The sequence below is a fragment of the Bacteroides sp. AM54-2NS genome (genome assembly GCF_003602935.1).
Taxonomy (GTDB): Bacteria; Bacteroidota; Bacteroidia; order Bacteroidales; family Bacteroidaceae; genus Bacteroides; species Bacteroides xylanisolvens.
Map to the genome: position 1 here is coordinate 13,850 of NZ_QTMZ01000040.1, position 25,769 is coordinate 39,618.

At 43.9% G+C, this 25,769-nt stretch carries 18 protein-coding genes and 1 pseudogene; 1 reads left to right on the forward strand and 18 read right to left on the reverse strand.

From position 1 onward, the window contains the following. Positions 1–6: 6 nt before the first annotated feature. From DXA05_RS19855 to DXA05_RS19910, 14 genes are all read right to left on the reverse strand, one after another. The gene (locus tag DXA05_RS19855) at positions 7–570 is read right to left on the reverse strand and encodes a restriction endonuclease subunit S (protein WP_087323549.1); all 564 of its coding nucleotides are present in this window, start codon (positions 568–570) and stop codon (positions 7–9) included. A 464-nt stretch (positions 571–1,034) separates the two neighbouring features. Then, positions 1,035–1,928, reverse strand: a complete 894-nt coding sequence (locus tag DXA05_RS19860; RefSeq protein WP_008641345.1) for a heparin lyase I family protein — start codon at positions 1,926–1,928, stop codon at positions 1,035–1,037. A gap of 6 nt (positions 1,929–1,934) precedes the next feature. Beyond that, positions 1,935–2,924: an alpha/beta hydrolase gene (locus DXA05_RS19865; RefSeq protein WP_008641346.1), complete on the reverse strand. Its 990-nt coding sequence runs from the start codon at positions 2,922–2,924 to the stop codon at positions 1,935–1,937. 48 nt (positions 2,925–2,972) lie between these two features. Beyond that, entirely contained in the window at positions 2,973–4,175 is a 1,203-nt protein-coding gene (locus DXA05_RS19870; RefSeq protein ID WP_008641348.1) for an alginate lyase family protein, read from the reverse strand. Between the two features lie 120 nt (positions 4,176–4,295). Further along, the gene (locus tag DXA05_RS19875; RefSeq protein WP_008641349.1) at positions 4,296–5,048 is read right to left on the reverse strand and encodes a glucose 1-dehydrogenase; all 753 of its coding nucleotides are present in this window, start codon (positions 5,046–5,048) and stop codon (positions 4,296–4,298) included. Positions 5,049–5,072: 24 nt separating this feature from the next. Then, entirely contained in the window at positions 5,073–6,539 is a 1,467-nt protein-coding gene (locus DXA05_RS19880; RefSeq protein WP_008641350.1) for an MFS transporter, read from the reverse strand. Positions 6,540–6,543: 4 nt separating this feature from the next. After that, the gene (locus DXA05_RS19885; RefSeq protein WP_008641351.1) at positions 6,544–6,888 is read right to left on the reverse strand and encodes a cupin domain-containing protein; all 345 of its coding nucleotides are present in this window, start codon (positions 6,886–6,888) and stop codon (positions 6,544–6,546) included. A gap of 236 nt (positions 6,889–7,124) precedes the next feature. After that, a complete protein-coding gene (locus DXA05_RS19890) occupies positions 7,125–9,332 on the reverse strand; it encodes a heparinase II/III family protein (RefSeq protein WP_008641352.1) in 2,208 nt (735 codons plus the stop codon). 46 nt (positions 9,333–9,378) lie between these two features. Then, positions 9,379–9,942, reverse strand: a complete 564-nt coding sequence (locus tag DXA05_RS27935; protein WP_284515634.1) for a right-handed parallel beta-helix repeat-containing protein — start codon at positions 9,940–9,942, stop codon at positions 9,379–9,381. Continuing rightward, positions 9,834–11,642, reverse strand: a complete 1,809-nt coding sequence (locus tag DXA05_RS19895) for a chondroitinase-B domain-containing protein (protein ID WP_284515630.1) — start codon at positions 11,640–11,642, stop codon at positions 9,834–9,836. The genes DXA05_RS27935 and DXA05_RS19895 overlap by 109 nt, the downstream gene beginning before the upstream one ends. Positions 11,643–11,869: 227 nt before the next feature. Continuing rightward, the gene (locus DXA05_RS27940; protein WP_284515631.1) at positions 11,870–12,937 is read right to left on the reverse strand and encodes a hypothetical protein; all 1,068 of its coding nucleotides are present in this window, start codon (positions 12,935–12,937) and stop codon (positions 11,870–11,872) included. Next, the gene (locus tag DXA05_RS27945; protein ID WP_284515632.1) at positions 12,901–13,323 is read right to left on the reverse strand and encodes an IPT/TIG domain-containing protein; all 423 of its coding nucleotides are present in this window, start codon (positions 13,321–13,323) and stop codon (positions 12,901–12,903) included. Before DXA05_RS27945 ends, DXA05_RS27940 begins: the two co-directional genes overlap by 37 nt. Positions 13,324–13,343: 20 nt before the next feature. Then, positions 13,344–14,864, reverse strand: coding sequence for a RagB/SusD family nutrient uptake outer membrane protein (locus tag DXA05_RS19905; RefSeq protein WP_087318735.1), 1,521 nt, complete (start codon positions 14,862–14,864; stop codon positions 13,344–13,346). 12 nt (positions 14,865–14,876) lie between these two features. Further along, a complete protein-coding gene (locus DXA05_RS19910) occupies positions 14,877–18,059 on the reverse strand; it encodes a TonB-dependent receptor (RefSeq protein ID WP_128859538.1) in 3,183 nt (1,060 codons plus the stop codon). Positions 18,060–18,299: 240 nt separating this feature from the next. On the opposite strand from DXA05_RS19910, the gene DXA05_RS19915 reads away from it, so the two are divergent. Then, entirely contained in the window at positions 18,300–19,019 is a 720-nt protein-coding gene (locus tag DXA05_RS19915; RefSeq protein WP_087318745.1) for a FadR/GntR family transcriptional regulator, read from the forward strand. Positions 19,020–19,651: 632 nt separating this feature from the next. Here DXA05_RS19915 and DXA05_RS19930 read toward each other — a convergent pair. The 4 genes and pseudogenes from DXA05_RS19930 to DXA05_RS19945 all read right to left on the reverse strand — a co-directional run bounded on the left by DXA05_RS19930 (position 19,652) and on the right by DXA05_RS19945 (position 25,756). Beyond that, on the reverse strand, positions 19,652–19,792 hold the full coding sequence (locus DXA05_RS19930; RefSeq protein WP_284515633.1) for a hypothetical protein: 141 nt from the start codon (positions 19,790–19,792) through the stop codon (positions 19,652–19,654). A gap of 122 nt (positions 19,793–19,914) precedes the next feature. Beyond that, positions 19,915–22,412, reverse strand: a pseudogene (locus tag DXA05_RS19935) (TIM-barrel domain-containing protein). Between the two features lie 36 nt (positions 22,413–22,448). Then, positions 22,449–24,227 carry a glycoside hydrolase family 66 protein gene (locus DXA05_RS19940; protein WP_128859539.1) on the reverse strand — a complete coding sequence of 593 codons (1,779 nt, stop codon included), beginning with the start codon at positions 24,225–24,227 and terminating at the stop codon, positions 22,449–22,451. Between the two features lie 14 nt (positions 24,228–24,241). Continuing rightward, positions 24,242–25,756, reverse strand: a complete 1,515-nt coding sequence (locus DXA05_RS19945) for a SusF/SusE family outer membrane protein (RefSeq protein WP_128859542.1) — start codon at positions 25,754–25,756, stop codon at positions 24,242–24,244. Between the last annotated feature and the right edge of the window lie 13 nt (positions 25,757–25,769).

Here is a 25,769-nt window from a genome sequence, read left to right on the forward strand (position 1 = left end):
ATACAATCATTTTAAAGAATCCATCAACAACTGATCTTGCAAACTCTGTTTAAGTATATCAATTTCACTACGAATACATTCACCTTCTTTTCTCAACCGATCCATTTCTACAACAAGCTTTTGTACTTCTATAGATGGTATATCAAGCTGTATTTCCCCCATTACCGATTGAGGAATCACCTGAATACCTGTACCTACTGCTGCATTCTTCAACATACCAAGAATGGACGATGTATTTAAAAAACAACAAAGGAATTCCGGTAATATGTTACTAATGACGGGACGTATGATAATAAAAGATGAAGATGCTATAGTACTTCGTTCTGTCCCTTCATACTGTATGCAATAATTGGAGCCTCCTTTAGCCGCAAACAACAAATCTCCGTTTTTCAACCAATGCTTATCATTTATTCCTGTATTTATTACCGTAGCTATTTGAGTATAATCAAGTTTATTCTCCGAATTAACATCCTTTACCTGCAAATACCTGACCTCACCTTGTGAATCAGTTTTCATGTATATGCCGGATTGCATTATAGCTATATCCTTTAATGTTACTTTCTTATTCATTACCTTACCATTTCAAATAAAGACTCTACTTAAACAATCTGCCATGAATATCAGTAATACTATTTCTTGGCTATTACCTCAATTTTATAGATTGACCGCACAAATATATAGCTTTTTCTGATATTACCAAGCAATAGAAAGAAAATAAATCATAATCGACAAAACATATCTTACCTCCTCCATCTTTTCAGGTTTCGTCAAGTAGAAATCCTACTAAATACAAATCACGCAACTTGATATAAAATCAGAAGAACATAAATTACCTGCTTTTGACAAAACATACATCAATACCCCATTCAAATATCCCACCGTCTTCCCCTAGCATATTTAGTTTTAATATGCCTATAATAAACGACAATCTCCCACCCGAAAATATACCTCAAAGTATATTCCGGACAGGAGACCACCATAATAGACAAAACGAACTGTTTGTCCTTTTCTAAGGTTTTCTTTAAAATCCCTCTCTAAAGTTTCTTGATAGAGAAATCGGCAAAACGAATTTCTTCGTCACGCAACTGGTCTTGCCAGGTCCTATCTTCACCCAAATAGCGGTAGATACCCCATTTGGGACGAAGTCCCGTACAATCCGTACGCCACATATCCATCTTTTCAGAACTAAATTCCAAGAGAACTTTTCCGTCTTTTATGCGTGTGATGACTACTTCATACGAACCGTTCTCACCGAAACAGGCTTTTTCTTCTACTTCCACCCAGTTGCCGAGGAAGCCAGCAAGGTCTGTACTGGCAAGGGTAGTAGTGCTTCCGCCACGTTTGTCATAACGTACGCGCAGTTGTTGACCGCCTTTACTGCCGCTGTTGGAATAAGCAGTCAGGGTAATGAGTGGAGAACCGACGTCTGCCGTGCCCGATGAATTATCAATACCCTTCAACTGGTGGAGATGGGAGAATTTGGCTGTCGTCTGGAATCCTGTCGGCAAACAGAATTTCCAGCGAAACACCATAGTCTCTCCCTTTTGTCCGACAAGGCTTTTCGGAGACTTATTATCCGTCTTTATCTCATTACGCTGGCGGTCGGTGATGTTTGTCAGTCCGCGGTCATCATCTATCTCGGCATGAATAAAGAAAGCAAATACGTACTTATTTAGCTGGTTGTCATGCACCTGCTGAATATGTTGGAAGTGCTCTGTCTTATGTTCGCGCGAGGAGTCGGGAGCTTCGTGGTTATAGCCCGAACGTTTAATCAAGTCATACGTTTTTGCGCTATTACCGTCAGCGGTTAATGTGCCATCCACCGGTTGTTCCGGTTTCAGTTGTTCTTTCTCATCTATCACTTCCGACGAACTGTTGGAGCAGGCGATAAAGGCGAAAAGAGCTAAGAATAAAATTCCTTTTCTCATTTGGATTTATTTAATATGGTTAGTCAGGAAATCTACCGACTTGAAGAAAATCTCTTCCATCTTGTCCGAAGTCTTCGAACTTACGTTATGGTCATAGTATTCATACTTCAACAAGTCGCAGACTCCCCCTCTTTTCTTTAAAGCCGATGCGAACATTTCGCTCTGTTCACACTCTACCGTAACATCACACGTGCCACATACCAGCATGGAAGCAGGAACGTCCTTCTTTGGAATCAGATTTATGGGAGAGGCTTCACGAAGCACTTTCGGCTCTCTGTCACAGAAGTATGCAATACGCTGAGGGTCTTTTGTTTTCATGGTGATGGCAGCCTTTTCCAAGTTATATATTCCGGAATAGCCTACGAAAGCCTTTGTACCGGGAACAGTCATCGCAGCTACTGCTGCCAAGTGCGCACCGGCAGAAGTACCCAGGAAACCGAAGCAATCAGGGTTAATGTTCAGTTCTGCGGCATGCTCCTGTACATACTTCACTGCGTCCAGAATATCCTGGATAGAGACTTTCACCGTTGCATCGGATTGAGGTGCCAATGTATAAGAGACACGTACGCCTGTTATGCCTTTCTGTTTCGCCAAGTATTGGGATAAAGACCGGGACGAGCCGTTATTACCGCGCGCCCATCCACCACCGTGGATATAAACGACAAACGGGGCAGGCTTCTCTGTCTCAGCAAAGTCTACCGTGAGTATCAATTCGTAATCCTTATGTTTCTTGTAGACGATGTCCTTTGTAGTCACTCCTTTATAATCCTTGCTTTTCAAGCGGTCTGCCTGATAGGTATAGGGAACCATCACATCGGGAATGGTGTTCACATCAATAAACTTCGCATATTTCTTTGCATACAACAAGGCATAAGAACCGTCGTCGTTCCGCGTCATCTTCATGCCATAGCGGTTGGAGAACTGCTGTGGTTGAGATTCCTGCGCAAGGCAGAGAAGCGGCAGCATACACAAACAAAAAATCAGTTTCAGTTTCATGTTATCACTTTATATTAGGTACAGATAATCTTATTTCTTCTTCAAATTTTATTTCTTCTTTAAAACCAGATAAGGTATTGTTTCCACATCGGACGTACTGTATTTCAAACCGATGCGCTTTGCCGTATCGACATACTTCTGATTACCCAATGCCGTTCCCGCTTCATAAAGAAGAATGGCGGCACGGGACTGGTCGAAAGGTTTAATCTGTTTAAATTTCCAGTCTTCGGGATTCAGATAAAACGGATACAGATAATCTACCGCCTGCGAAGCCACTTTTCCGTTGGAAGCAGGGGTACTCCATAGATTGATGCCTATCTGGCTGGTAATTTGGTTGGCTTCCATTAAGGCTTCCAGAGCGAAAGTGGAATAATGCAGGGAGAGAGTCCGTTTCAGTTCCTGGGGTAACGAGCCGTCGTCGGCAATCTGTGCACCCATCTTGGGGAGAATACTTTGTTCCGCCACTTCGCGGATACGGTCGGTACGGTCCAAGTAAGCCAGTACCATCAAGTGGATGGCTTCGTACCACAAGCCATGATTGTTGGCGGCATGAGATTCCCTTTGCCCTTGCGTGCTGTTCTCCATCCAGTAACAGAAGGCGGTAGCCCAATCATCGAGTTTTTTCTTATCCGAGGGAGTCCAGCTTTTCGAGCCTTCTATCAGTTTGGCAACACCCAACGCACGGCTGAAACGGCGCGAGTCTATGAAGCCCGAACCTCTCATTTTCTTCATACCCGGCACGGCTTGGGCATAAGTCATATTCGGGTTCATACCCAGTTTCGGGTCTGTGAACCATGTCCGCAAGTGGTTGGCGCATGCTTTGGCGTAGACTTCTTTTCCTGTGATATAATAGAGTACTCCCAGGCAGTAAGCGGCATCACCGAAACGGTTGGCATTCTCACGTTCGGGGTATTCGTAGACTTCGGGATTTCGTTCACCGTCTTTCCGGATATAGGGAAGTCCGTCTATTTTTGTAGAATCAGGCCACCAATAGGGAGATAAGGTCATATAATCCCTGGGATCTTTACTGGGGGGAAGTTTTTTCTTGGCAGTCACCGATAGAGGAGTCATCTTTATATATTTCTCTGCCACCTTTTCCTGAAGTTCAATGTATCGGGTGACTTCCTTCTCACCTTTCTGATAGTCGTTTTTTAGCTGTTCAAGCAAAGTCGCATTAAACGGGCCTAAGGGGGCGGCATTCAGTATCCCCCAACAGAGGCATACAGCCCATATAGCAAAGATTCGTCTCATAAATATTTTCTTTAAAGTAGGTAAGTATGTCATTCGGAGCGAAGCGGAGAACCTGCTTCTGGTATCTGCCAAGGGGCAGGTTCTTCACTACGTTCGGAATGACGGTATCAGCTTTCTTCTTTAAGAGAAGAAACAGCCACCGTTAATGTCAATGTTCGTACCTGTCAGGTAAGAAGATTCGGAGCAAGCGAGGAAGCAAACCAGGTCGGCAACTTCATCGGCAGTTCCTTCACGACGCAATGCGTAGGAAGCCTTCATACGTTCGCGGTTTTCCGGCGTATTGAAACGGTCGTGGAAAGAAGTGGCAATCGTGCCTGGACAGATAGCGTTGCAACGGATTCCCTGAGGGCCGAGTTCCTTCGCCATGGAACGGGTAAATGTCATTACCGCACCTTTCGCGGTTGCATACATGGAAGCTCCATTGCCACCGCCGTCGCGGGCAGCCAATGAAGAGAAGTTGACGATAGAACCGCCTGCCGGCATCATCGGAACCACTTCACGGGTACAGAGGAATACGGAACGCATATTGACATCCATCAGGAAGTCATACCAGTCTTCGTCCTGTTCGGTGATTTTCTTACGGCCTACAATGCCGCCTACTACATTCACCAATACATCTACCTTGTCGCCGAATGCCTTGTTACACTCTGCAAAAAGATTCTTTACCGCAGCAGCCTTTGTCATATCACCCTGAACTGCGATTGCTTCGCCACCGACATTTTTAATCAGTGCCAATGTTTCCTGTGCATCGGCTTCATTGTCGAAATAGTTCAGGCAAACTTTTGCACCTTCTGCTGCCAATTTCACTGATATTGCACGACCAAGGTCGCGTGCGCCACCTGTTACGATAGCTACTTTTCCTTCTAATTTCATAATTGTCTTGTTTTTAAAATACGTTTATTTTTTTATTTGTTTAATCTCTCCTACTGTCAGGAAGATGGAACACAGCGATAGCGGCACCAAAGCTCCCAACAGACTGAATAATAATATCCAATTCGTAATATAACTGGCAAAAAGGATTGCCAGGATAGTACCTAATACGGCCGAAGCACCGCCCAGTCCTGCCAGCGAGCCGACAGATTTGCCGCTGTGCAGGTCGCTCGGGATAGTCTGCAAGTTCGTCATAAAGAACTGGAATCCACCCAGTACCAATGCCATGAAAACGATAGCGACCGGAGCCGTAGTAGACATGATAGCTGCCAAGATAGACGGGATGATGATAATCCCACCAAGCAGCATTGCCGCCTTACGGGCATAGTTCACCGTATGTCCCCGGTTTATCAGCCAACCGGAATACCAGCCGCCGGCAATACTTCCCAATGCCGCACCTACATACGGAACCCAAGCGGAGAATGCCACCTCTTTGATATTCAAGTGGAACACATCTGCCAGATATAACGGCAGGAATGTCACGAACATCCACCAGATAGGGTCGAGGAAGAACCGTCCCAAAATGACAGACCAGTTCTTTTTCACCCGGAGCAGTTCGCCCCAGCTTTTTCCTTTATCCTCGGTTTTCAGCTCCTGTTCGGGCTGACCGCTCAAGATATAGGTACGTTCTTCTTCTGTAATCCAGGGATGCTTCTTCGGCCCTTCCTTATTGATAATCAACCAGGGAATCAACCAAATCAGTCCTAATCCGCCGACTACAATAAAAGTCAGTTTCCAGCCGAAAGCAATGAAGAGCATCAGGATAATAATCGGTGCAAGGATTGAACCGATGGATGCTGCCGCCCCGAACAAACCCTGTGCGAAAGCGCGTTCCTTCTGCGGGAACCATTCGGCGTTGCTTTTCGTCGTACCGGGCCACGGACCGGCTTCCCCCAATCCGAGCATCATCCGGAAGAAGGTCAGCGAGAAGATTCCCCGTGAAAGGGATGCTAATGCATCTGCCGCCCCCCAGACGAGCACGCTCCAGAAGAAACCTTTCCGGCATCCAATCTTGTCGTACAGTTTCCCGGAGACAAGCTGGCTGATACCGTATGCTATCATAAAGAAGATAGTTATCAGACCAAGAATATCTTTCGCTTTCTGCGAAGCATCCGGGTCGTTGCGGTCTATCAAGCCGAGGTCGATAGCGATACCTTCGCGATTGGTTACGAACGTAACGCCGTTCTTCTCCTTCATCTGTACGTTGGCTACGCTGACAGAATCCCGGTTGCCATTAGCGGCTGTCAGGATATACTGCTCTCCTGCCAGGACGGCATGATTACCTTTATCTGCCGACGCATCCGCTTCGGAAACCAAGTGATAGTCGATATTAGCCACCCACATATAGTTGAGCGTACCTCTATCCAAATAGTTGATGATGGTTATCAGCATAATTAACCCGATAACCATCCATCGGAGTCCTTTTACCTTCATACGTTTACAGGTTTAAGAAGTCTGCACGCACAGGGCTGAACGTATCAATCAGGATACCGGCTTCGAGGCAAACACAACCATGCAGCTCGTCGGGCGCTACATAGTAGCCGTCTCCGGCAGAAAGGATTTCTTTCTTATCGCCAATGGTTAGTTCAAACTTGCCACTTACTACGTAAGTCGCCTGGCTGTGGTAGTGCTCATGCATACTCCCTACTGCACCTTTGTCAAATTTCACTTTGACCATCATCAACTGACCGTCATACGCCATAATCTGGCGATTTACACCCGGAGCAGGATTTTCCCACTTCAAATCTTTCTCAAACTGATAAGTTTCACTACATGTTTTCATATTTCTGTCTATTAATGGTTTATTATATTCTCGATTCATTTATAACTCATCTTTCATTAGTTATCTCATCCCATATTAACATCCTGTAATCAAGTTGTTAATTCACTGTATTTCAGAAGTTAATTCACCGTTCGTCAAGTGTTAACTGTTAAGTTGTCAAGTGTTAACAGTTGAGCCGATAAGTATTAATACTTGAGAAGACAGGTATTAATACCTGAGAAACGGAAAACTAATCATCATTTCATAAATACTCCGCAACGACCGTTCCAAGCATACATAGTGCCTTCGACCGTCAGGCGGTGCCCTTTCTCTTTGTCGGCATCGGTATTGCTCAAGCAAAGCATTACGGAATGCCCGCCTTTATAGGTTGCTTTCACCACTGTATAGGAAGCCGTATCCATCACGACTTTCACCTCTTCGCAAGATGAGGTCAGGTTACTGGAAGTTTCCATTACCACATCATATTCTCCATGCGTTTCGATGGAAGTGGCGAATGTATGGTTCTTCCGTGCTTTTTCCCTTATCAGGAAAGCGGTTTCGTTTCTCAAGTTGAAATCAGGGTCATTGGCACCCAGACGAAGCATCTTCATCTCTGTTTGCGCAGTAGTAGCTATACTAATAGTATAGAAACGATCCTTATTAACAAAGGTGAAGCTTGATGTATTTCGGCTCTTGTTCTGTCCCCAGGCTTCCAGCCAAAGATGCTGATAGCCGTCTTTCGTGCCAAGAGTTTTCAGTTCGTTAGTTGCTTTGGCGTAAGGGAAGTTCAGGGAAACGAAGTGCCCGTTATACCAGATAGGGTAATCGTATTGGTGCTCTTTGTCCGCATTTGCTTGCAGCACATCCAAGATTAACGGGAATTGCAGGAAAGGGGTAGTCACGTAAGCCAGTGTACGTTTCATCTCTATTCCGGGATAGGCATTGGTGTCTTTCGCCACCATTACCTGAAAATGTCCGCCGTTGAAATCATGGTAAATAATATCTGAATGATAACGGGAAGAGACTTTTATATCTCCGGCAAAGTGGGATGTTTCGTCCACGACCAATGTATTGTGCGCAATAGTCTGTTTGGCAAACGATTGGTTTTCACGGGTATAATGACCTTTGTACTTGGCTTCGATATTCAAGAAGCGGGAAGCACCGTAGTCGGGCAGAATCTCGTTCCCATTGTCGTAATAAGCCATTGTCAGTTTATCAAAATGTCCATGGCTCAAGCCGTGTGAGGTAGCTTTCAGTGTCAAGGCGCTGTTCAGATTAGAATCTGTGGAGCGGATTACGGCTACACCGCCTTCATCCCCCTTGCGCCCGTCACGAAATACACTGCTACGATAGATAATCGGAGCAGCTTCTCCGCGGGCAATATCACGGGCTACTTTAAAACCGCCGCTAGTAGGGAGATAAGTATGCTGGTACTTATTTGCAACGGACAGCAGTGATTTGTCCGAAGGATTAACATTATACAATATGTCTACCGCATATACCAGTTCCTGTGCGGAAAGCCCTTTCAGCAAGGCATCATTAATATGGAAGAATTCGCCTTCATAAGAAAGTTGTATCAATGTGGAGAGGGCTTTTGAAAGAATGCTATCCCGGTAATTGAAGATTTTCAAGTCCGGCAGTTTATTCTCGATGCATTGGGCGAAGATGACGAAAGGCCAGATGGCATAACGTTGATAGTAGGCTCCTTCCGTGAAGTAACCGTCGGGAGAGAACAGGTAATCCATCTGGCGGATAAAGCCGCCCCGTTTGCCTGTTCCGTCAGAACCGTAAAGTGCCTTCTTTACGTAATCTTCACGATTCATCGCAAAGCCAATCATACCGACGGCGGCCGTAGCCCATGTAGCATGGTTGTGCATTTTATTGAATGTCTTGTTATTTGCATGGTTGTCTCCCATACCGTCCATGATGAAGTCCGCCATCGGAACGAAAAGATTCTTCTCGATAGTGGCACGCTGTTTGGATGAGAGTGTGTTATAGATACAGTCATAAGCAACCGCTGTATGCACCAGCCATACACTTTCATTCAGTGTCTGCCAAAACAGACGTCCCGGGACGGGGGAAAGTTGCAGGGGGTGGAACCCTAAAGTAGGGTATAGTTTTGCATAGGCTTCCAACATATCGCCCACGTAGGCGGCATATTTCTTATCCCCTGTCAACTGATAGGCAACTCCACAATGGAACATGGCATAGTAATTGGATTTATGCTGTTCGTGTACCACACCGCCACCGCCATCTACGGGAACCGGTACGGAAACAGGAGAGTTTACTGCTGCATCGGCTGCGGCCAACACTTCCGAAAGAGATTTGTCGAATGCGGGTACTGTCCCCTTTCCTGCCCTCATCTCGTTCACTTCTTCCTGTGTGAAAAGAAGGGACGGATGTTGGGCAAATGAAAAGAGGTATCCACCTAAAACCATGAATATGCAAATAATAAGTTTTCTCATCTTACATCATTTTCTATTTCAATAATAGTATCGTATGACAACTGTTCTACTTCTTTTTCAAGCCGATAGAGAGTTTTTCCAGTTCGCTACCCTCAACCGGAGTATAATCGTATGCTTCGGCATTGATATATGCGGGACGGAAATTGTACATCTTTCCCTGTATTGCCTGGGAAGTGGTAGTCATCATTCTACCGGAATTCCACAGATTACAGTTTGCAATGCGTACTTTCTCCCAGGTCGCCTCATCCAGGCGGATAGTTGCCCCGCCGCGTCCGCTATTATCAAAATTGCAGTTCTCTACTGTCAGTACTTGCGGGCCAATCAGGCGCATGACACTTCCACGTTCTTTGTTGCAACAGTCTACAAAGGTACAATGTCTGATAGTAATATAAGGGCCTGCCGTACTTTCATCGCTTCCGCCACGATAAATATTAATAGGTAAACCCAACAGACGGTAGAAGGAACAGTTTTCAATCAACATGTCGTCGGCATTATAGCGACCTATATCATCTTTCTCTGCCGCATAGTTGATAGCATCTCCTGATAAATCGCGGAAAAGACAGTTGCGGATGGTAACGCTTTCGGCAAAAGTAGCTTTTGTTCCTTTAATGGCAAAGAATCCGCCTTCTCCGAAGTTCTGGAATTCGCAGCGTCTACTATCAGTGTATAAGGTTGTATCATATCAAAGGCAGTAGAAATTCCTGCTTTAGCCAAAGCCTTTCCGGGCTCTAATACGCCATCGAATGTTATATTCTCAATGACCATTTTGCCGCCATCGGCAATAGTTACCATATTATCCGGCTTATCTCCGTTGAAACGGACAAGCGGCTTGTTGGCTGCATCGGCTGCACGGATAGTCAACGGTTTGTCAATGAACATAGCACGTTGGATAGGATATGTGCCTTTCGCCAAAATAATGACGCCACCCGGTTCTGCCGAATGAATGACTTCGGACAAGTTCGTTCCCGGAGACACATTGTATTCCTTATGAACATTCGCTGCTGGGTGTGCCACTTGGTTCTTAAACCAGGAAGCGCCTTTATCCTTACGTATCGCAGCATCGTCGGGCAACTGGGGAGCTTTTACTTTTTCCGTAGTAAATCCCGGAGCCGAGTAGTTCTTTGCCAATTGCACTTTGTTATCTTTGAACTGGATACCCGCTACGTCGTCAACGGCTATATAAGGCTGGTCGAGTCCTTTATTGATGATGATATTATCCGTGAATGAGACTTTTTCCGGTGCAAGAGTACGTTCCATATCCTTGCCTGTACCAAATTCTATATTCGTGCAATCTACGAATGTGTTACGGTACATCTTGACATCAACAACTTGACAATATCTATTAGGTAACGAATTGGGTACGGCATCCATAACTCCCAAAGCTGAGAAGAAACGGGTACCTGCCAAGCCGACCAATACATTATCGTAAATCTGATGTCCGGCATTGACGACACGGATACCGCCGGTATTACGACGTCCGTTACCGATAAACAAGTTATCATTCACAGTATTACGGTCACCATGACGCAGTGCTACCACTCCTTCACATTCCAACAGCGTATTGTTGCGGATGATGTTATCACTGGATTTAATAGAAATTACTTCCACTTCACCGGAGCAACGTTCGAACAAGTTGTTCTCAATCACCGTATTTGAAGAACTGTAAGCTTGCTGGGAAGTTCCTACGCGCATTGTTTCGGCACCGTTCGAGCCATACACGGGTCTTTCTCCAAAGTAGTTATGGTCAATCCGGTGATGATTCTCCAGACAACGTTCGTCGTTGAGGATGACAATCAGTGTCACCCCCAAGTTAAGTTTTCCTGTCAACGAACAATGGTCTACTCTGTTGTGACGACCATAAAGCAATATATAGCTGTAAGCCTGGTCCCGGCGGGACGGATTAAATTTGTCTATCACACAATTCGTCAGACGACAGTGATTAGCCAGTTCTTGTCCGTTACGGAATTCTATTACGGAACCTTTGGGAGCATATCCGTCAGTGAAATGCAATCCGCTGACAGATAGCCACTCGCCCGCTATCCGCAAGATGGAGCCACCTTCTATCTTTACTTTTCCGGGGTTCAGGGCTTCTATCGTAATAGGAGATTTCTCCGTTCCTTTGCCTATCCATTTCAACTGCATATCTTTGTATTGGCCGTCCTTGATGTAAATCCGGTCGCCGGGTTGGGCAGTTTTTAAATAGGAAGCTACTTCGGGAAGCGCTACATCGTATCTTTTTGCAAAAGTGATTGACGGTAGCCCGACAAGTAGGAGCGCTATAATTGCCTTATGTATATTTCGTGTCATCATTAATTATTGAACTTTTGAGTAATCGTAATCTTGTTTCTGCCAGTACATATCGAATTCAATAGAACTGGACGAAGGTGCATTCGTGTTATTATACAACTTAAAGTCAACTGTTTTTATGTGTAAAACTCCGATACGTTTTATATTATCAGCAACATTATCGACTGATCCTTTTACATTATAATAGAATACAAGCAAAACAGCATCTACATTGGCAACCTTTTCTTCACCTACCTTAAATATATCTGGTGCCCAAACATCTGTATTAGGCGAAGCTTTGCACTTGCAATACTAAAACCACGACAAGTTTTAGCTTCCACATCTATTGGGAAAGTAGTCTCATCAATCTTTGATAATGTACCGTTCTTCACTTCATCAATCAGAGTTTTATAGCCTGATTTAGATGGGTCAAGCCATAAGAAAGTTAATGCCGGTGTACCATAACAATCTATTTTTCCTCCTGTCACTTGCGAACTGGAATTTGTTGTAGAATAGAAGTTTCTCAATTGTGTTTTTGAGTTTGCCGGACTATTAATCTGTAATTGCCCTGCAGAAGCTCCTGAGAAGAAAAAATAGGGATTTACTGAATTATATTCGCTCTCTGAAACCGCCGGTTTATTATTAGCAGAACAAGTAGCAGCTTTATATTTCATAGAAACCGGATCTACTACAGTACTCCAATCACTATTTGCATAGACCAATCCCGTTTCTGGAGAGAAGAAAGAAGATAGCTGTCCCTCAATACGTCCCTGACCATATACTTTTCTATTCTCCCAGAAATAAATGAAAGGCACTTTCACCACAAACACATCCGTCAAGGTGTGCACTTCGCGTCCGTCGAAATAGGAAATCTTCAGTACCACCGTATTATCTCCATCTACATAATTCTCAGATGAAGGTACAACAAACTTTAATTCAGTTTCAGTCTGCAACGTAATAGTACACTCAATATCACCTAACAGCACTTTATCAATCTTATTTAGATATGCTCCCTCCAGCACTACCATATCTCCCACGTTGATTGGTTCAAATACAGTAGTTGTAACCTCCGGCTGATAACGTTTCACCGTGAACTTGGGTGCAGACGAACTTGACGTCTCCACTTCTTTTGTTCCATTAAAATATTTAAATGTTACAATAGCCTTGTCGCTTTCCACATAAGGAACCTTTACTACTATCTCATTCTCACTTTGTGAGATGATCTCTGCCTCATTTCCTTCTGTCCCCCCTTCGGCAGTGAAAAGAACAGCACTCACCACATTCATGGAACTACCGGAAAGCAACAAATTATTGCCCATTTCAACTTCTGAGGCATTCCCGCCTGTGAAACGACAGGAGCCGGATATTCAAGGATAAAATCTCCTTCGGACACACCCTCACCTATCGAATTTACCAATACAATTTTACCACTGCGTGCCTGATTTGTCACTTTCAAGGACAAACGCCGGTTGGACACTTTCTGTAGGATAACGGCTTTTCCACCACCGATAGTAGCACTTACCACATCATCCAAATATTCTCCGGTAACAACAATCTCACTACCTATGCTTCCACTCTCGGGCGAGAAAGAAAGAATTTCCGGTGAACTAACCGCCACATCCTTCATCGATGTAGAATCACAACCACACAAAAAGAATAAACAGACAAACAATGATGCCAGACTCCATTTTCTATATTGTTTCATATTCGTAAGCATTTAAAAGATTAATAACCCGTATTCTGTGCTATCTCTGGATTAATGTCAATCACACTCACCGGAATAGGCAGAAATGTTTGCCAATCTTCTATATCATTCACCGTATAAGAATATTCCGTATAAAGAAGCTCGCTGTTCAAGTAGTTGTTTACTGTCTGAGTAGCGATACCCCAACGAAGAAGATCAAACCAACGCTGGTTCTCAAAAGCCAGTTCAAGCCTGCGCTCATTACGTACAGCCTTTCTAAAATCATAAAGACCTGGCAGGTCGGTCAGTGTATATGTAGAAACACCGGCACGTTCACAAACCATATTCAAATACTTCAGATTGTCTGCCGAAGGCCCCGAGATTTCATTTGTCAATTCAGCATAAAGTAAAGCAATATCAGCCACACGAATCACAGGCCAGTCACTTTCGCCATCATACTGTGTAGTTACAGGATTTACATACTTCTTACAGTAACGGCAATTACCTTCCGTCACCCACGTCTGAGTAGTTGTATTGAAATATTTCTGGGCGATATTCACATCCAGACGTTTATCAGCACCCGCACCTCTTTGCTCGTAAGCTGCAATAATATTGTCAGTAGGAGTATTATAACCGGAAGAAGTACCGATAATCACATTTGCACCATTATTGACCGGAGCAAACATATTGCCGAACGGCGAACCGATACCGGCATTTCCCGAAAGGTAACGAACTGCAAAGATTATCTCCTTATTCATCTCATTGCCAATATCAAAAACCTTATCATAAGCCACAAGATCACTACCCGATTGCGGATTTCCCACAGATTCACTTTCGAGTACTTCCTTACACAGTCGGGCGGCACGGGCATATTTCTCGTCACCCGCCCGGTAGTGCGTAGCATATACTTTGGCAAGCAACGCTTTTGCCGCGTTCAGGTCAGCACGTCCCAAGTCACCGTCCGCCATCTTACCGGGCAACAGTTCATTATTGACAATATTCTCCAAATCTCCTTCAATAAGCGCATATACTTCATCCACCGTAGAGCGTTGCATATCACGGGCCACTTCAGAAGGAACCTTGGAAGTAACGATAAATACCGGCCCCCATAAACGGACCAGATTGAAATACTCCAATGAACGAAGAAAAAGTACTTCTCCCTCATATTGGTTCCGCAATGTCTCGTCCGTCACTACATCAAGGTAAGATATAACATTGTTTACCCGTGCAATTGTGGCATAACAGGCATTCCAGTACGTTTCCACCCATTCGTTTTCCGGTACGATAGTACCCTGGTCGAGCTGTTCCACCAGTCGTGTAGTATTCGAAGAAGAACCTGCAGCATACATACGTCCGTTATCCGAGCGCAATTCTGTCATGGCCCATTCGTAATACATCACATCATGCAGGGAATTATAACAACCCAGCACCAGATTATTTACCGACGAAGCATCTTTCACATACTTATCTGCCGCCACTTCCGAATAAGGATATTGATCCAAATCACAAGCGGAAAATACCATGACGATTAACAATAATCCTATATAATTTATTTTTTTCATCGTTTTCCTCCATTAAAAATTAATATCAAAACCGGCAGAAATGGTAGAAGTCAACGGGAACCCACCACGCTGATACCCCGAAATCATTGCACTGGAATAATTACCGGATGTCATACGCGACTCCGGATTAATGCCTTTGTAGCCACTTCCCCAAATATAGAGCAAGTTACTGCCCGACACATAAAAACGTACACCTGATAACTTAATCTTACGGGCAGCAGTTGCCGGCAAGGTATATCCCACTGTAAAGTTACGCAGACAAGCATAAGAAGCATTTTGCAAAGGATAATCAGTAAGCATGAGGTCATGTCCCGTTTTCACATTCTGATAAGGCGTTTTTCCGTCACCCGGATGTTCTGCGCTTACCCAACGGTTCTTTGTGTACTTCTTGTTCCACTTCTTTGTTTCATTATAATATACATCACCATTAAGCACTGTGATGCCCTGTACACCCTGAATAAGGAATGAGATGTCGAAATCTTTAATTTGGAAAGTATTGGTGATGCCCCATGTGAAATCCGGGTAAGGAGTGCCCAACGCAACCCGGTCTTCAGGAGTCAAAGAGCCGTCATTATTGGTATCGACAATGCGTATCCCCCCCGGTGCATCGTCTGAAAAATGAAGATTAGCTGCAATCTCTTCCGCACTATTCCATACACCACACGTTTTGTATCCATAGAATTGAATCAACGGCTCACCCACTTTAGCAAGATAACCCTCATTTCTTTCACCCAAAGAAATCATTTGTTGTTCACCGCCTAACTCCAATAATTTATTACGCGAAAGTGAGAAATTTATATTAGTATCCCATGAAAACTTACGGCTTTTCATATTATGCGTATCAAGCTGGATTTCCAAACCTGAGTTACGGACTTTTCCTATATTATTCCAATAGTGTGTGTAACCGGTAAACGATTGCGTCGGTTGTTCGAACAATAACGCACGCGTCACTGAATAGTAAGCATCTATCGCCAGATTGATACGGTTGTTGAAAAGTCCCAAATCCAGACCATAGTTAAACTCATCAGTCTGCTCCCATGTTATATTAGAATTAGCCAGCGAAGAAGAGATATTCGCAGAACCATTAACCAATGAACCCGTACCTTTGCCGGTCACGTAATTCGCACTGTTCAATACCTCGAGGGCTGCATTATAACTGATACGGTTATTTCCTGTCACACCATACGATGCACGAAGTTTCAAGTTAGAAATAGCCTTGATACCCTTCATGAATTTCTCTTCACTCACGCGCCAACCCAGTGATACGGAAGGGAACCAGGCATTACGGTTTCCTTTGGAAAAGAGCGATGAACGGTCCAGACGTAGAGAGGTAGACAACAAATAGCGCCCCAGATAACTATAATTGACACGTCCCAGATAAGATTCCAATACAACATCCGGATATCTGAAAGTTCCCGTACCCGCCGTATTTCCATTACCCTCACTAGCCAACTCGTAAACAGTGGCGGCATTCAAAGTATGAATGTCATCCGTAGCAAATCCCGTCGCAGCCATAGCCACCCGCTGATTCCGTGTCTTTTCTACAGTATATCCCAATAAAGCGTCAAGACTATGGTCTTTATTCTTTCCAAAGTCCAAATGGTAACTCAAGGTATTCTCACTCAACAAATCAATATAAAGTGCACTGGAATAAGTAGCGCGGCTTGCTTCCTTGTCTTTCGTAGCGTCCTTATTTGCATAATAATAAGAAGGGGCAAAACGAACATTCAAGCCGTTGGATGTCTTAAACTGTAATCCTTTACAAAGATCAAGCGTGAGATACATGCTGGCCAATCCTTGCATAGTCTCGCTCCAACGAAAAGTATTAGTCATTACGCTCGCCGGATTATTATTGGCAGAGCTAAATGGAGACGATTTTTCCAATACCCGGTTACCGTCGGCATCCAACAACGGATTTCCATCGGCATCCACGGCAGTCGGTGTCATAATATTGTTAAAATGGCTACCTCTTGCAAATCCGGTATATCCGGTCAGGTCTGTACTATACGCATTGTGATAGACCGGTAAAAAAGAGGGAGTACGATAGAAATCAATAAAGTTATTTTTCGGACGTTCCGTCTTGCTATATGTACCGGATATATTAACACCCACCGTAGCTATCTTTGAGAGTTTGGTATCCACTTTAGTACGGAAATTCAGTTTGTCCAGTGAATTGTTGAGCATCACCCCCTGGTCTTTAGTATAGGCCGCTGAAATAAAATATTTCGTCTCTTTGCGTCCGCCCGAAACACTCATCTGCACATTCGTGATACCTGCCATATCACGCAAGCCCTCTTTCTGCCAGTCGGTAGTCCCCATCTGGCTTTCCAAATAAGCAGCCCCGCGAGCAGCACTCGGTACTTTCGGACCACCTAAGGCAGCTTCTTCTTCCAATAAGCCCAACCATTCGGAAGAAGTCATCATATCATGCAACTGATAAGCGTATTTAAATCCCTGATAGAACTTAAAAGAATATTTCGGTTTGTCCGGCGTACCGCTCTTTGTCGTCACCATAATCACTCCATTGGCAGCACGTGAACCATAAATAGCAGCCGAAGCCGCATCTTTCAAAATTTCAATAGACTTCACATCCGCAGCATTGATAGACGACAAACCACCGGATACGGGAAATCCATCTATGATAACCAACGGTTCACTATCTGCGGAAATGGAACCCGTACCGCGTACCCGGATAGAAGGAGTCACACCCACTTCCGATGTCTCATTAGAAACCGTCAATCCAGTCATAGCACCTTGCAAGGCAGTAGTGACATCACTCACCGGAGCATTAATCAGCTTCTCACCTTCCAACTTTGAAATCGAACCTGTCAAATGAGATTTCGCCTGTGTACCGTAACCGATTACCACAACATCATCCAACATCTTCGAATCTTCTTCCAACGTCACATTCACAACTGTACGTTTGCCAACCGCTTCCGCCTTATCAACGTAACCGATATACGAATAAACCAAAATTGTCTTGGAATTAGGAACCTTAATGGAGTATTTACCTTCAGCGTCCGTCACAGTACCGGTAGGAACGGCAGCGTCTTTCACTGTCACCGAAGCTCCAATCAACGGACCCTGTTCATCTATCACCTTACCAGTAACTACATGCTGGGAGTAAACGTTCAATGTCCCTACCAACAACAGGAACATCATCACGACTTTTTTAAAAATACAGGAGTTGTTCATAGATTAGTGTTTTAATTTCTGTGACAAACGTAACGATTAAAATTGGTAAACCAAAATTTTGGTCTACCAATTAATATTATTAATAATTAGATATAAGCCGCTTATAAATAACACGTTACGCGTACCTCTATATAAAAGGACAGGAGAATATTTTTACTAGAAAGCTTTACTTTGAAAGATAATATTTGTACTTTTACAGCCGAAACGGAAAAGGTCATCTTTTTAAAATATTTATATCTTATGAAAGACGAAATCAATTCGCAACCAGTTAAGCATGTAATAGAACACATAAAAAAACAAATATCAGAACGTCAGATTTTACCGGGAGAGCGTCTCCCTTCTGAGCGTAAATTATCCGAACTTTTGAAAGTCAGTCGGTCACATGTTCGCGAGGCATTGCAGAAACTGGAATTATACGGTATTGTAAAAACATATCCTCAGAGTGGAACAGTGGTATCCGAATTCTCCAAAGACCAGTTGGATACTATGATTACCGATGCATTGAAAATCAGCAGATATGATTTTTCAAGCTTGGTTTATGTACGTGTACTTCTGGAAATAGAGGTCTGCAAATTATGCGCAGTAAACCGCACAGAAGAGGATTTGAAGAATATCGAAAACACGCTTGTCGAACTGGAAGAAAAGTTTGATACAGACCTTCGTGTCGAAAAAGATTTTGCCTTTCACCAGGCCATTGCGCAAGGCGGACATAATCCGGTTATCAGTTCACTCCTGCTTATTATTACTCCCGATATTTTAAAATATTATCAAAAATACAAAGTTTGTGCTGTTCCTCAAAAAACGGTTCATGCAGAACATAGGGAAATGTTACAGAAGATAAAAGATAGGGACAAAGAAGGAATGAAAGAACTGGTGATCCGCCACTTGGCCAATCTGATTGATTTTGCTAAAATGTCCGCGAAAGGCGATATCCCGGAATTCGAATACGGACATATCTAAGATACGTAAAAGAATAGATTTAATTAGCTGTATGCGAGAAACTATCCAGTCTCTTGTATACAGCTAATCCTATTTAATAAGCAATGTTCTATTTTTAATATTATACAAGGAAATGGCCAATTAGAAAATAACGAACCGGAAAATAAACTGCATAAATAAATGCATGAGCATACAAAAAGATGCCTAATATTGCATAAAAGCAAACAGGATATGCATCTTTCTCTATTCAGAAACCGCTCATTGCTTTAAAACCAACGAAGTGTTCCTCGGTGTGCATCGACTTGTTCCTCACCGAGGAAGCTATCGTTCCCCGGTGAAGAAGATAAAAATGAACTATTAAGAAACATTTTTTCTCTAGTTTACCATAATATATCGGAAAGGAAAAAACAATAAAATGATTAGTTATTCGGGCATCTGTTCTCCAAATAACAAAAATAATTAAAAATCTATCGCAGCTTGATAGCCATATTTTCGAAACAGCAGAAATAGAGAATCGCGTAATTACAAATGCAGGACATTTTCCTGCTTTTCTTTACCAAACTGCAATTCACGTCCTTCTTCCAATGATTAAATATTCCTTTTTTAAGAATCATCGTTTTTTAAGAGGCTACTGATTCCTTCAGAAGGCTCTTTCAACTTTTATCCTTCAATAGCTCTTTTGTCTTATCCGCCAAAAACAGGGGGATATTAATCAAATTACCATCTTGTTTCAAATTCAGCATTGAATAGCGAATCAGGTAAGCGGGTTGGAAAAGCTTCTCATAATGAATCACACTTTTGATATCAGAAATGTGATAACTTACACATTTCTGATATGAGTTTCGTGCGAATCTACACATTATCCATATAAAACGAAAGAAAAACTCTGAATATTAGCTTGCCAACAGCTCCCTGTTTATTTAAAAGTAATCATCAACTGTTCATCAACACCTTTATCAGGTATTCTCACACTACAGACACCAGTTTCTTTATCCCAACTCCATAATACAGATTCCGTGTCATTCTCTAAATCTTCTTCCAAGCGTTCCGGTTTAGTTTTCTTTATCTTCTTTCCTTTGACAGTTATCTCTTTCGGAGCTTTCGCAGAATAAATACGGAACAACAGATTTCTCGGACCGGGAACAGTGTATCCTTTTCCTTCACGGGCAGAGACTGTCAGTTCATATCCATTTGCCAGAGTGCTGCAAATAATCGGTGTTTTGACAAATTCATCACGCTGATATCCTAAGTCTTCTCCTTCATCTTCGTAAAGAGTAAAGGCTGCCTGTGCATCTTCCTGTGCGGGGAAGATTTCAAAAGTAAGTGGATATACCGGTTTCTCATGGGTGTAGTTCATCACCGGCATGGTGGGGATGATGGAACCTTGCTTCACAAACATGGGAATAGAGGACAAGGGAGCGTCAACGGTAGTCCATTGCTCTCCGGTGTAGACCGTCTGCTTGTTGTTGTAGTCTATCCATGTGCCTTCGGGAAGGTATACGTTCTTTGTGCGGACACCTTTCTTCACCACGGGAGCTACCAGTAATTCACGACCGAACATGAATTGGGCATCCGTAGAAAAAGTTTCCATATCCATTGGATATTCCAGAAACAGAGGCCGCATGATAGGCAATCCTGTATCATACGCTTCGCGGGCGTAAGTGTAGATATACGGTAACAAACGATATTTCAGTTCGATAGCCGCTTTCGCGTTCTTTTCCGCTTCCGGCCCGAAAAGCCACGGTTCCACCGGGTTATCTCCCTCATGGTGGATACGGCTCAAAGGATTAAATGCTCCGAATTGAATCCAACGGGTATAGAGTTCCGCCATAGCCGGATAATCCTCAATGTCTCCACAGTAACCGGTAATATCACAAGAAGAAAACGGGATTAATCCCAATCCGGCGGAAAGCATTACGGGAATCTGATTGGCTAATTGCCCCCAACCTTGCAGTACATCGTCTCCGTTTCCGCTATCACCCGTCCAGCCAAACGTATAACGTTGCAATCCGGCATAAGCAGCACGAGTCATTTGAAAAACACGACGGTCCGGATTCCTCTTTTCAAATTGCTCCTTTACCACTTTGTCCCAGGTCAGACCATAGACGTTATGGATTTCATCGTGCATACCGAGATGGTGCTTCATCACCAGGCGCTCCGTCTGCTCTTCGTTACTCCAGGCAGGTTCGCCCATGTCTGTCCAGAAGCCGGAGACACCATCGTCAATAGGTTTCTGCTGATAAGTTCCCCACCAGTCGGCTACGGTAGGCAGGGTGAAATCTACCACTCCGCAGTTCCCACCCCACGGCCAGGCATATCGTAGCTTTTACCGTTCGTATTGTCCTTTACAAAATAGCCCAGACGGTCTGCTTCTTCCCATTGTTTTTTGTTGGCTTGTGCAATTACCGGGTCTTGAGATACGACTACCTTAAAACCCATCTCTTTCAAATCCGAAAGCATCTTTTTGGGGTTTTCATAGTTTCCTTTGCGCCATTCGAAATCCTGCAAATATTCTGTCCAGCCGATATCCTGATAGATAATATCACAAGGGATTCCCCGTTTCCGGTAGCCTTCGGCTATCTCACGACTTAGCTTTTCACTTGTCAACAGACCGCGGCATTGAGCAAAACCCAACGCCCATTTCGGCGGCATGATAGGTTTTCCAGTCAGTCCGACGTATTGGCTGATGATTTCTTTATAGTCTTTACCGAAGATAAAGTAATATACCATTTCCCCGTTCGGAGCTTCAAAGCTGTAATAATCACGGCTCTCTGTTCCGAATTTGAATTCCGTCTTATAGGTGTTATCAAGGAAAATACCATACCGGTAATTGCTCATAAAGAAAGGAATACTCTTGTAAAGAGGATCTTCTACCACACTATAACAAGGTTTGTCACTATTCCACATCTTATAAGACTCGCCACGACGGTCCATCTTTCCCGCTTTCTCACCAAGTCCGAAGAAGTGCTCGTCACGACGAAGCACTTTATATTCCACCTTCTTCGTTCCTTCACTGACATGGCCTTTATCGGCATAATCACTAAACAGGAGTTTCTGATATTTATCGAATATCTGAAGACTCATCGGAGATTTATTCACCCGGATACGCAACTTCGGAGTAAATATCTCATAACAGGCCGCCTGTTCATCCACATGAATAGTTCCTACCTCTTCCAGTTCTTCATTAATCACTGCAAACGAAGTATTTCTTCGTTGCAATTGCCCATCGGGTGAGAACCAGATTTTCACGACGGAAGAGCTGCAAAGTTGCAATTGCAAGGCGGCACTGTCCGCCAGGTGAAAAGTCACCTGACGTCCCTGCTGTGTAAAAGAAGTGCATGTACGTGTCGTATTTTCCGCCCAAACCCATGTTGGAAATACCAAGCACAATACCCATAATCTATATCTAATCATCATACCTATCATTTTAGTTATTCTGTAGCAACCGCTTTATTCAGCCACAATCATCGTCCAATATTTCAGGGAAGGCAATGTAAATGAGACGACCCCGTTCTCCTGTGTAAAGGCCAATTCCTGCAAAGCTCCTCCGTGTACATCCGGCGACGCTACCCACAGCTTATTCACCTTTGCCGACAGATTCATTTGCAAAGCTGCTTTTGTAATCAGAGCCGGTTCCGGCATCGTACCGTCCACATCTCTCCAGCTAAGACTGTTCGCTTGCGAGAAATTAAGAAGATGTATCACTTGCTTGCCACCTACCTGCTTGGCATAAGTAGTAACTGATCCCTGTTGAGGAGGCCAACTATTTAATCTCATTGCGCCATTGGTACAATTCATGGAAACACTATTCTCCGTACCACCGTCACGAAGCAGGTTTTGATAAGAAGTCAGGAAGTCATAGTAACGAACCATCGCTGTTTTCAATTCTTCGCTCATTGTCAGGTTCTCATTCGGAAAGTACTCTTTGCACAACATGTGATCGCCTCCCAACTCCAGGTGCGAACCACCCAAAGCAAACATGACAGCATCTGTCAATAAGATACCCGGCGTATTAAATTCTCCCCGGTTATCCGCTTTATTATAATTCATATAAGCTGCAAAAACCGTATTCAACTCATAATTGCCATAGACTCCATTTTCATAAAGAATGGCTTTCAGATTGGTAAAATCAGCCTCATCCGCCCACACCTCATTATAGAAGAAATCAACTTTACCTGTCTCCCCTATCTGACGGGCACCGTAACGGCTGACCGCATTCATCACCAAACTCTTGTCCGGATGAGCCTGCTTCGTCGCTTCAATAAAAGAAGCATATCCCTCACGCAGATTGACCGGAATACCGTTGTAATTGTAAAGCGTGCTGCGTCGTCCCAACTGGTCTATCTGATAGCCGTCGAAGGCAAAGTTCGCGTATACATCATCATTCCTTTCGTTCAAATATTTCTGCCATTCCTTATTAGAAGGGTCGACCAGATAAATATTACTTTTCCATCCGCCCGGCAAATCATGACTGTCTTTAGTAGTATGAGAAGCATCCTTAAACAAATACCATTCCTCCTTCACCCCGTCCGTAGCAGCATCCTTCAACGCCCCGAAACAAAGATTGTAAAACATAGACTTCATACCGAAACGATGCTGCGCTTCAATGTAATTTTTCACCGAACTTGTATAAACCTCCCGGTTAGCGATGTCCATATATACTTCGTCCAACTGTGTGCGTGTACCGCCCAACGGCCAGTGATGTTTATTATGCCAGTCCTGAAACTGTACCCAATTGATGTGATGACGATTCAGATACGCCATCTCTTCCTGTGTCTTTTCAGCCGTCTTCTCCTGACTGAAATCAGCGACAAAACCATAACGCGGAAAACGTGACGGATCACTGGATACATCTACCGCAATCGTACCGACAATCACATCCGTACCATTCTCCTGACGGTACAGTTCCGCCATATATCCTTTGAAATCAGTAGTAGGCGGTTGCCATGTCCAACTGGTACCATTTACCGACTTTTCTCCGACAACCTCCCCTAAAAGACGATAACGAACTTTAGTTCCGGCAGGCAACGCATCTTCTGCTGTAAACACCACTTTCTCCCCCGGTTTATAGAAAGCCTTATCTGTAGACAGTTCCACACTTAAATCCGATGTTACCGGAGTCACTTCGGTGACACCGCCCGAAGCTCCTCCATTTTCTTGGTTCGCCCCATGATCGTCACTGCAAGCCATACACAGGAAAGCAGCCACCAAATATATTATTTTCTTCATCTTGAATTCTTGTTTTATTGTTTCACAATCGAAATCGTCTCTTTCAACTGGTCAATCGTAATCCGATAAGAACCGGCTTCCTGAATATTCCACTTATTATCCAAACTACCCAAATCTGCATCCGGATACATACTGCTCAACTCCGCATCCGACTTGGTAACGAACAATGCCGTCTCTACTTCACCCGTCGGAGCCTTATTGCTCTTATCCGCCATAAACCAGTCTCCATTCCAGTCTGACTGTTTATCGCAGGATATCTTCATCTCACCTGCCTTCAGCGTGCCACTCCAGGTAAATATATAAGGATTGTCGGCACTCTTAGTCATCGGAGTAGCATTGTCCAGACTCCATCCGTTCGGAGTTGCCTCACCCACCAGATACAATCCTTCATAAGGAGTGAACAGACGCATCAACATCTTTTCTTTTCCCTTTCCTGTGTAGAACCATACTTTATAAGGCTTGCCACATTCGGCTTCCTTCATCTGCCATTTATTATCCTCACCTCCAAGCACTACTGATGTCGAAGTGTACGGAGCATTAGCCATGGTAGGATGGAAGAAAGCATCCGCCTGACCGAAATCCGTCACAGAAGCGAACTTAAAATCTCCGTCTGCTTTCCAGGGAATCACGGCTCCATAATGGAACAGATCCATCTGGACAGCATCTTTAGACAATGCCTCAAATCCCCAACCACCATTACCGGTAAACGAACCGACAATGAAAAATTCTTCAAATCTCCAGCCAATATCTTCTGTTTCGGTAAGTGTTAATGTCAGGTCGAGCAGGTTTGCTTTTACGATATAAGTTGCTTTTTCACTGATTGTGAACTGTTCGTCCGGTTGGTCATCCGATGTACGGTAGGTCAGTTTGAATCCTTCTTCGGCTGTAGCATCGCGGTTGTACGATGGCAGGAATTCTCCTAAGGTCGTTATAAACTTAAACGATCCGGCATTCAGCTTTCCCATCCATGTAAATTGTCCGTTATCCGTACGTTCCATTGCCGTTGCGTTATCGGCGCTCCATCCGTTCGGAGCAGCATCACCAATCAGGTAAAGCGTGGTAGTAACCGGCTGGTAGGTAGTCACTGTAAAGGCAGTCGTCGCAATCTGCTTCTGATCTTCCATTCCGGCAACGACGGCTGTGATACGTGCTTCCAACTCCGCTTTCACGGCATAACCGATACCGAACTGCGTATGCAGAAATTGGTTAAGTTCTTCCACTTTCTTAGTCCATTGATACGTTCCCGTACCCAAATCTACCGAATAAGGATTCGCAAAGTCCGTTCCGGCTTTCGCCAGTTCCAGCGTATAAGAGATACGGTTACCGCTTCCATAATTCGTTCCGGTAGTCCATGAAAGCGCCAGCGCCTCCTGACTATGGTTCTTTTCGTTCAACACCAACTCCTGCTGATTCACCGAAAGGGTGAGGGTATCATGTCCTTTATCTGTCTCCATATAATCCTCGGTACAAGCAACCATCGTTCCACCGATGAAAAGAGAGCATAACAACTGATATATATATTTCTTCATCATATTATTTGTC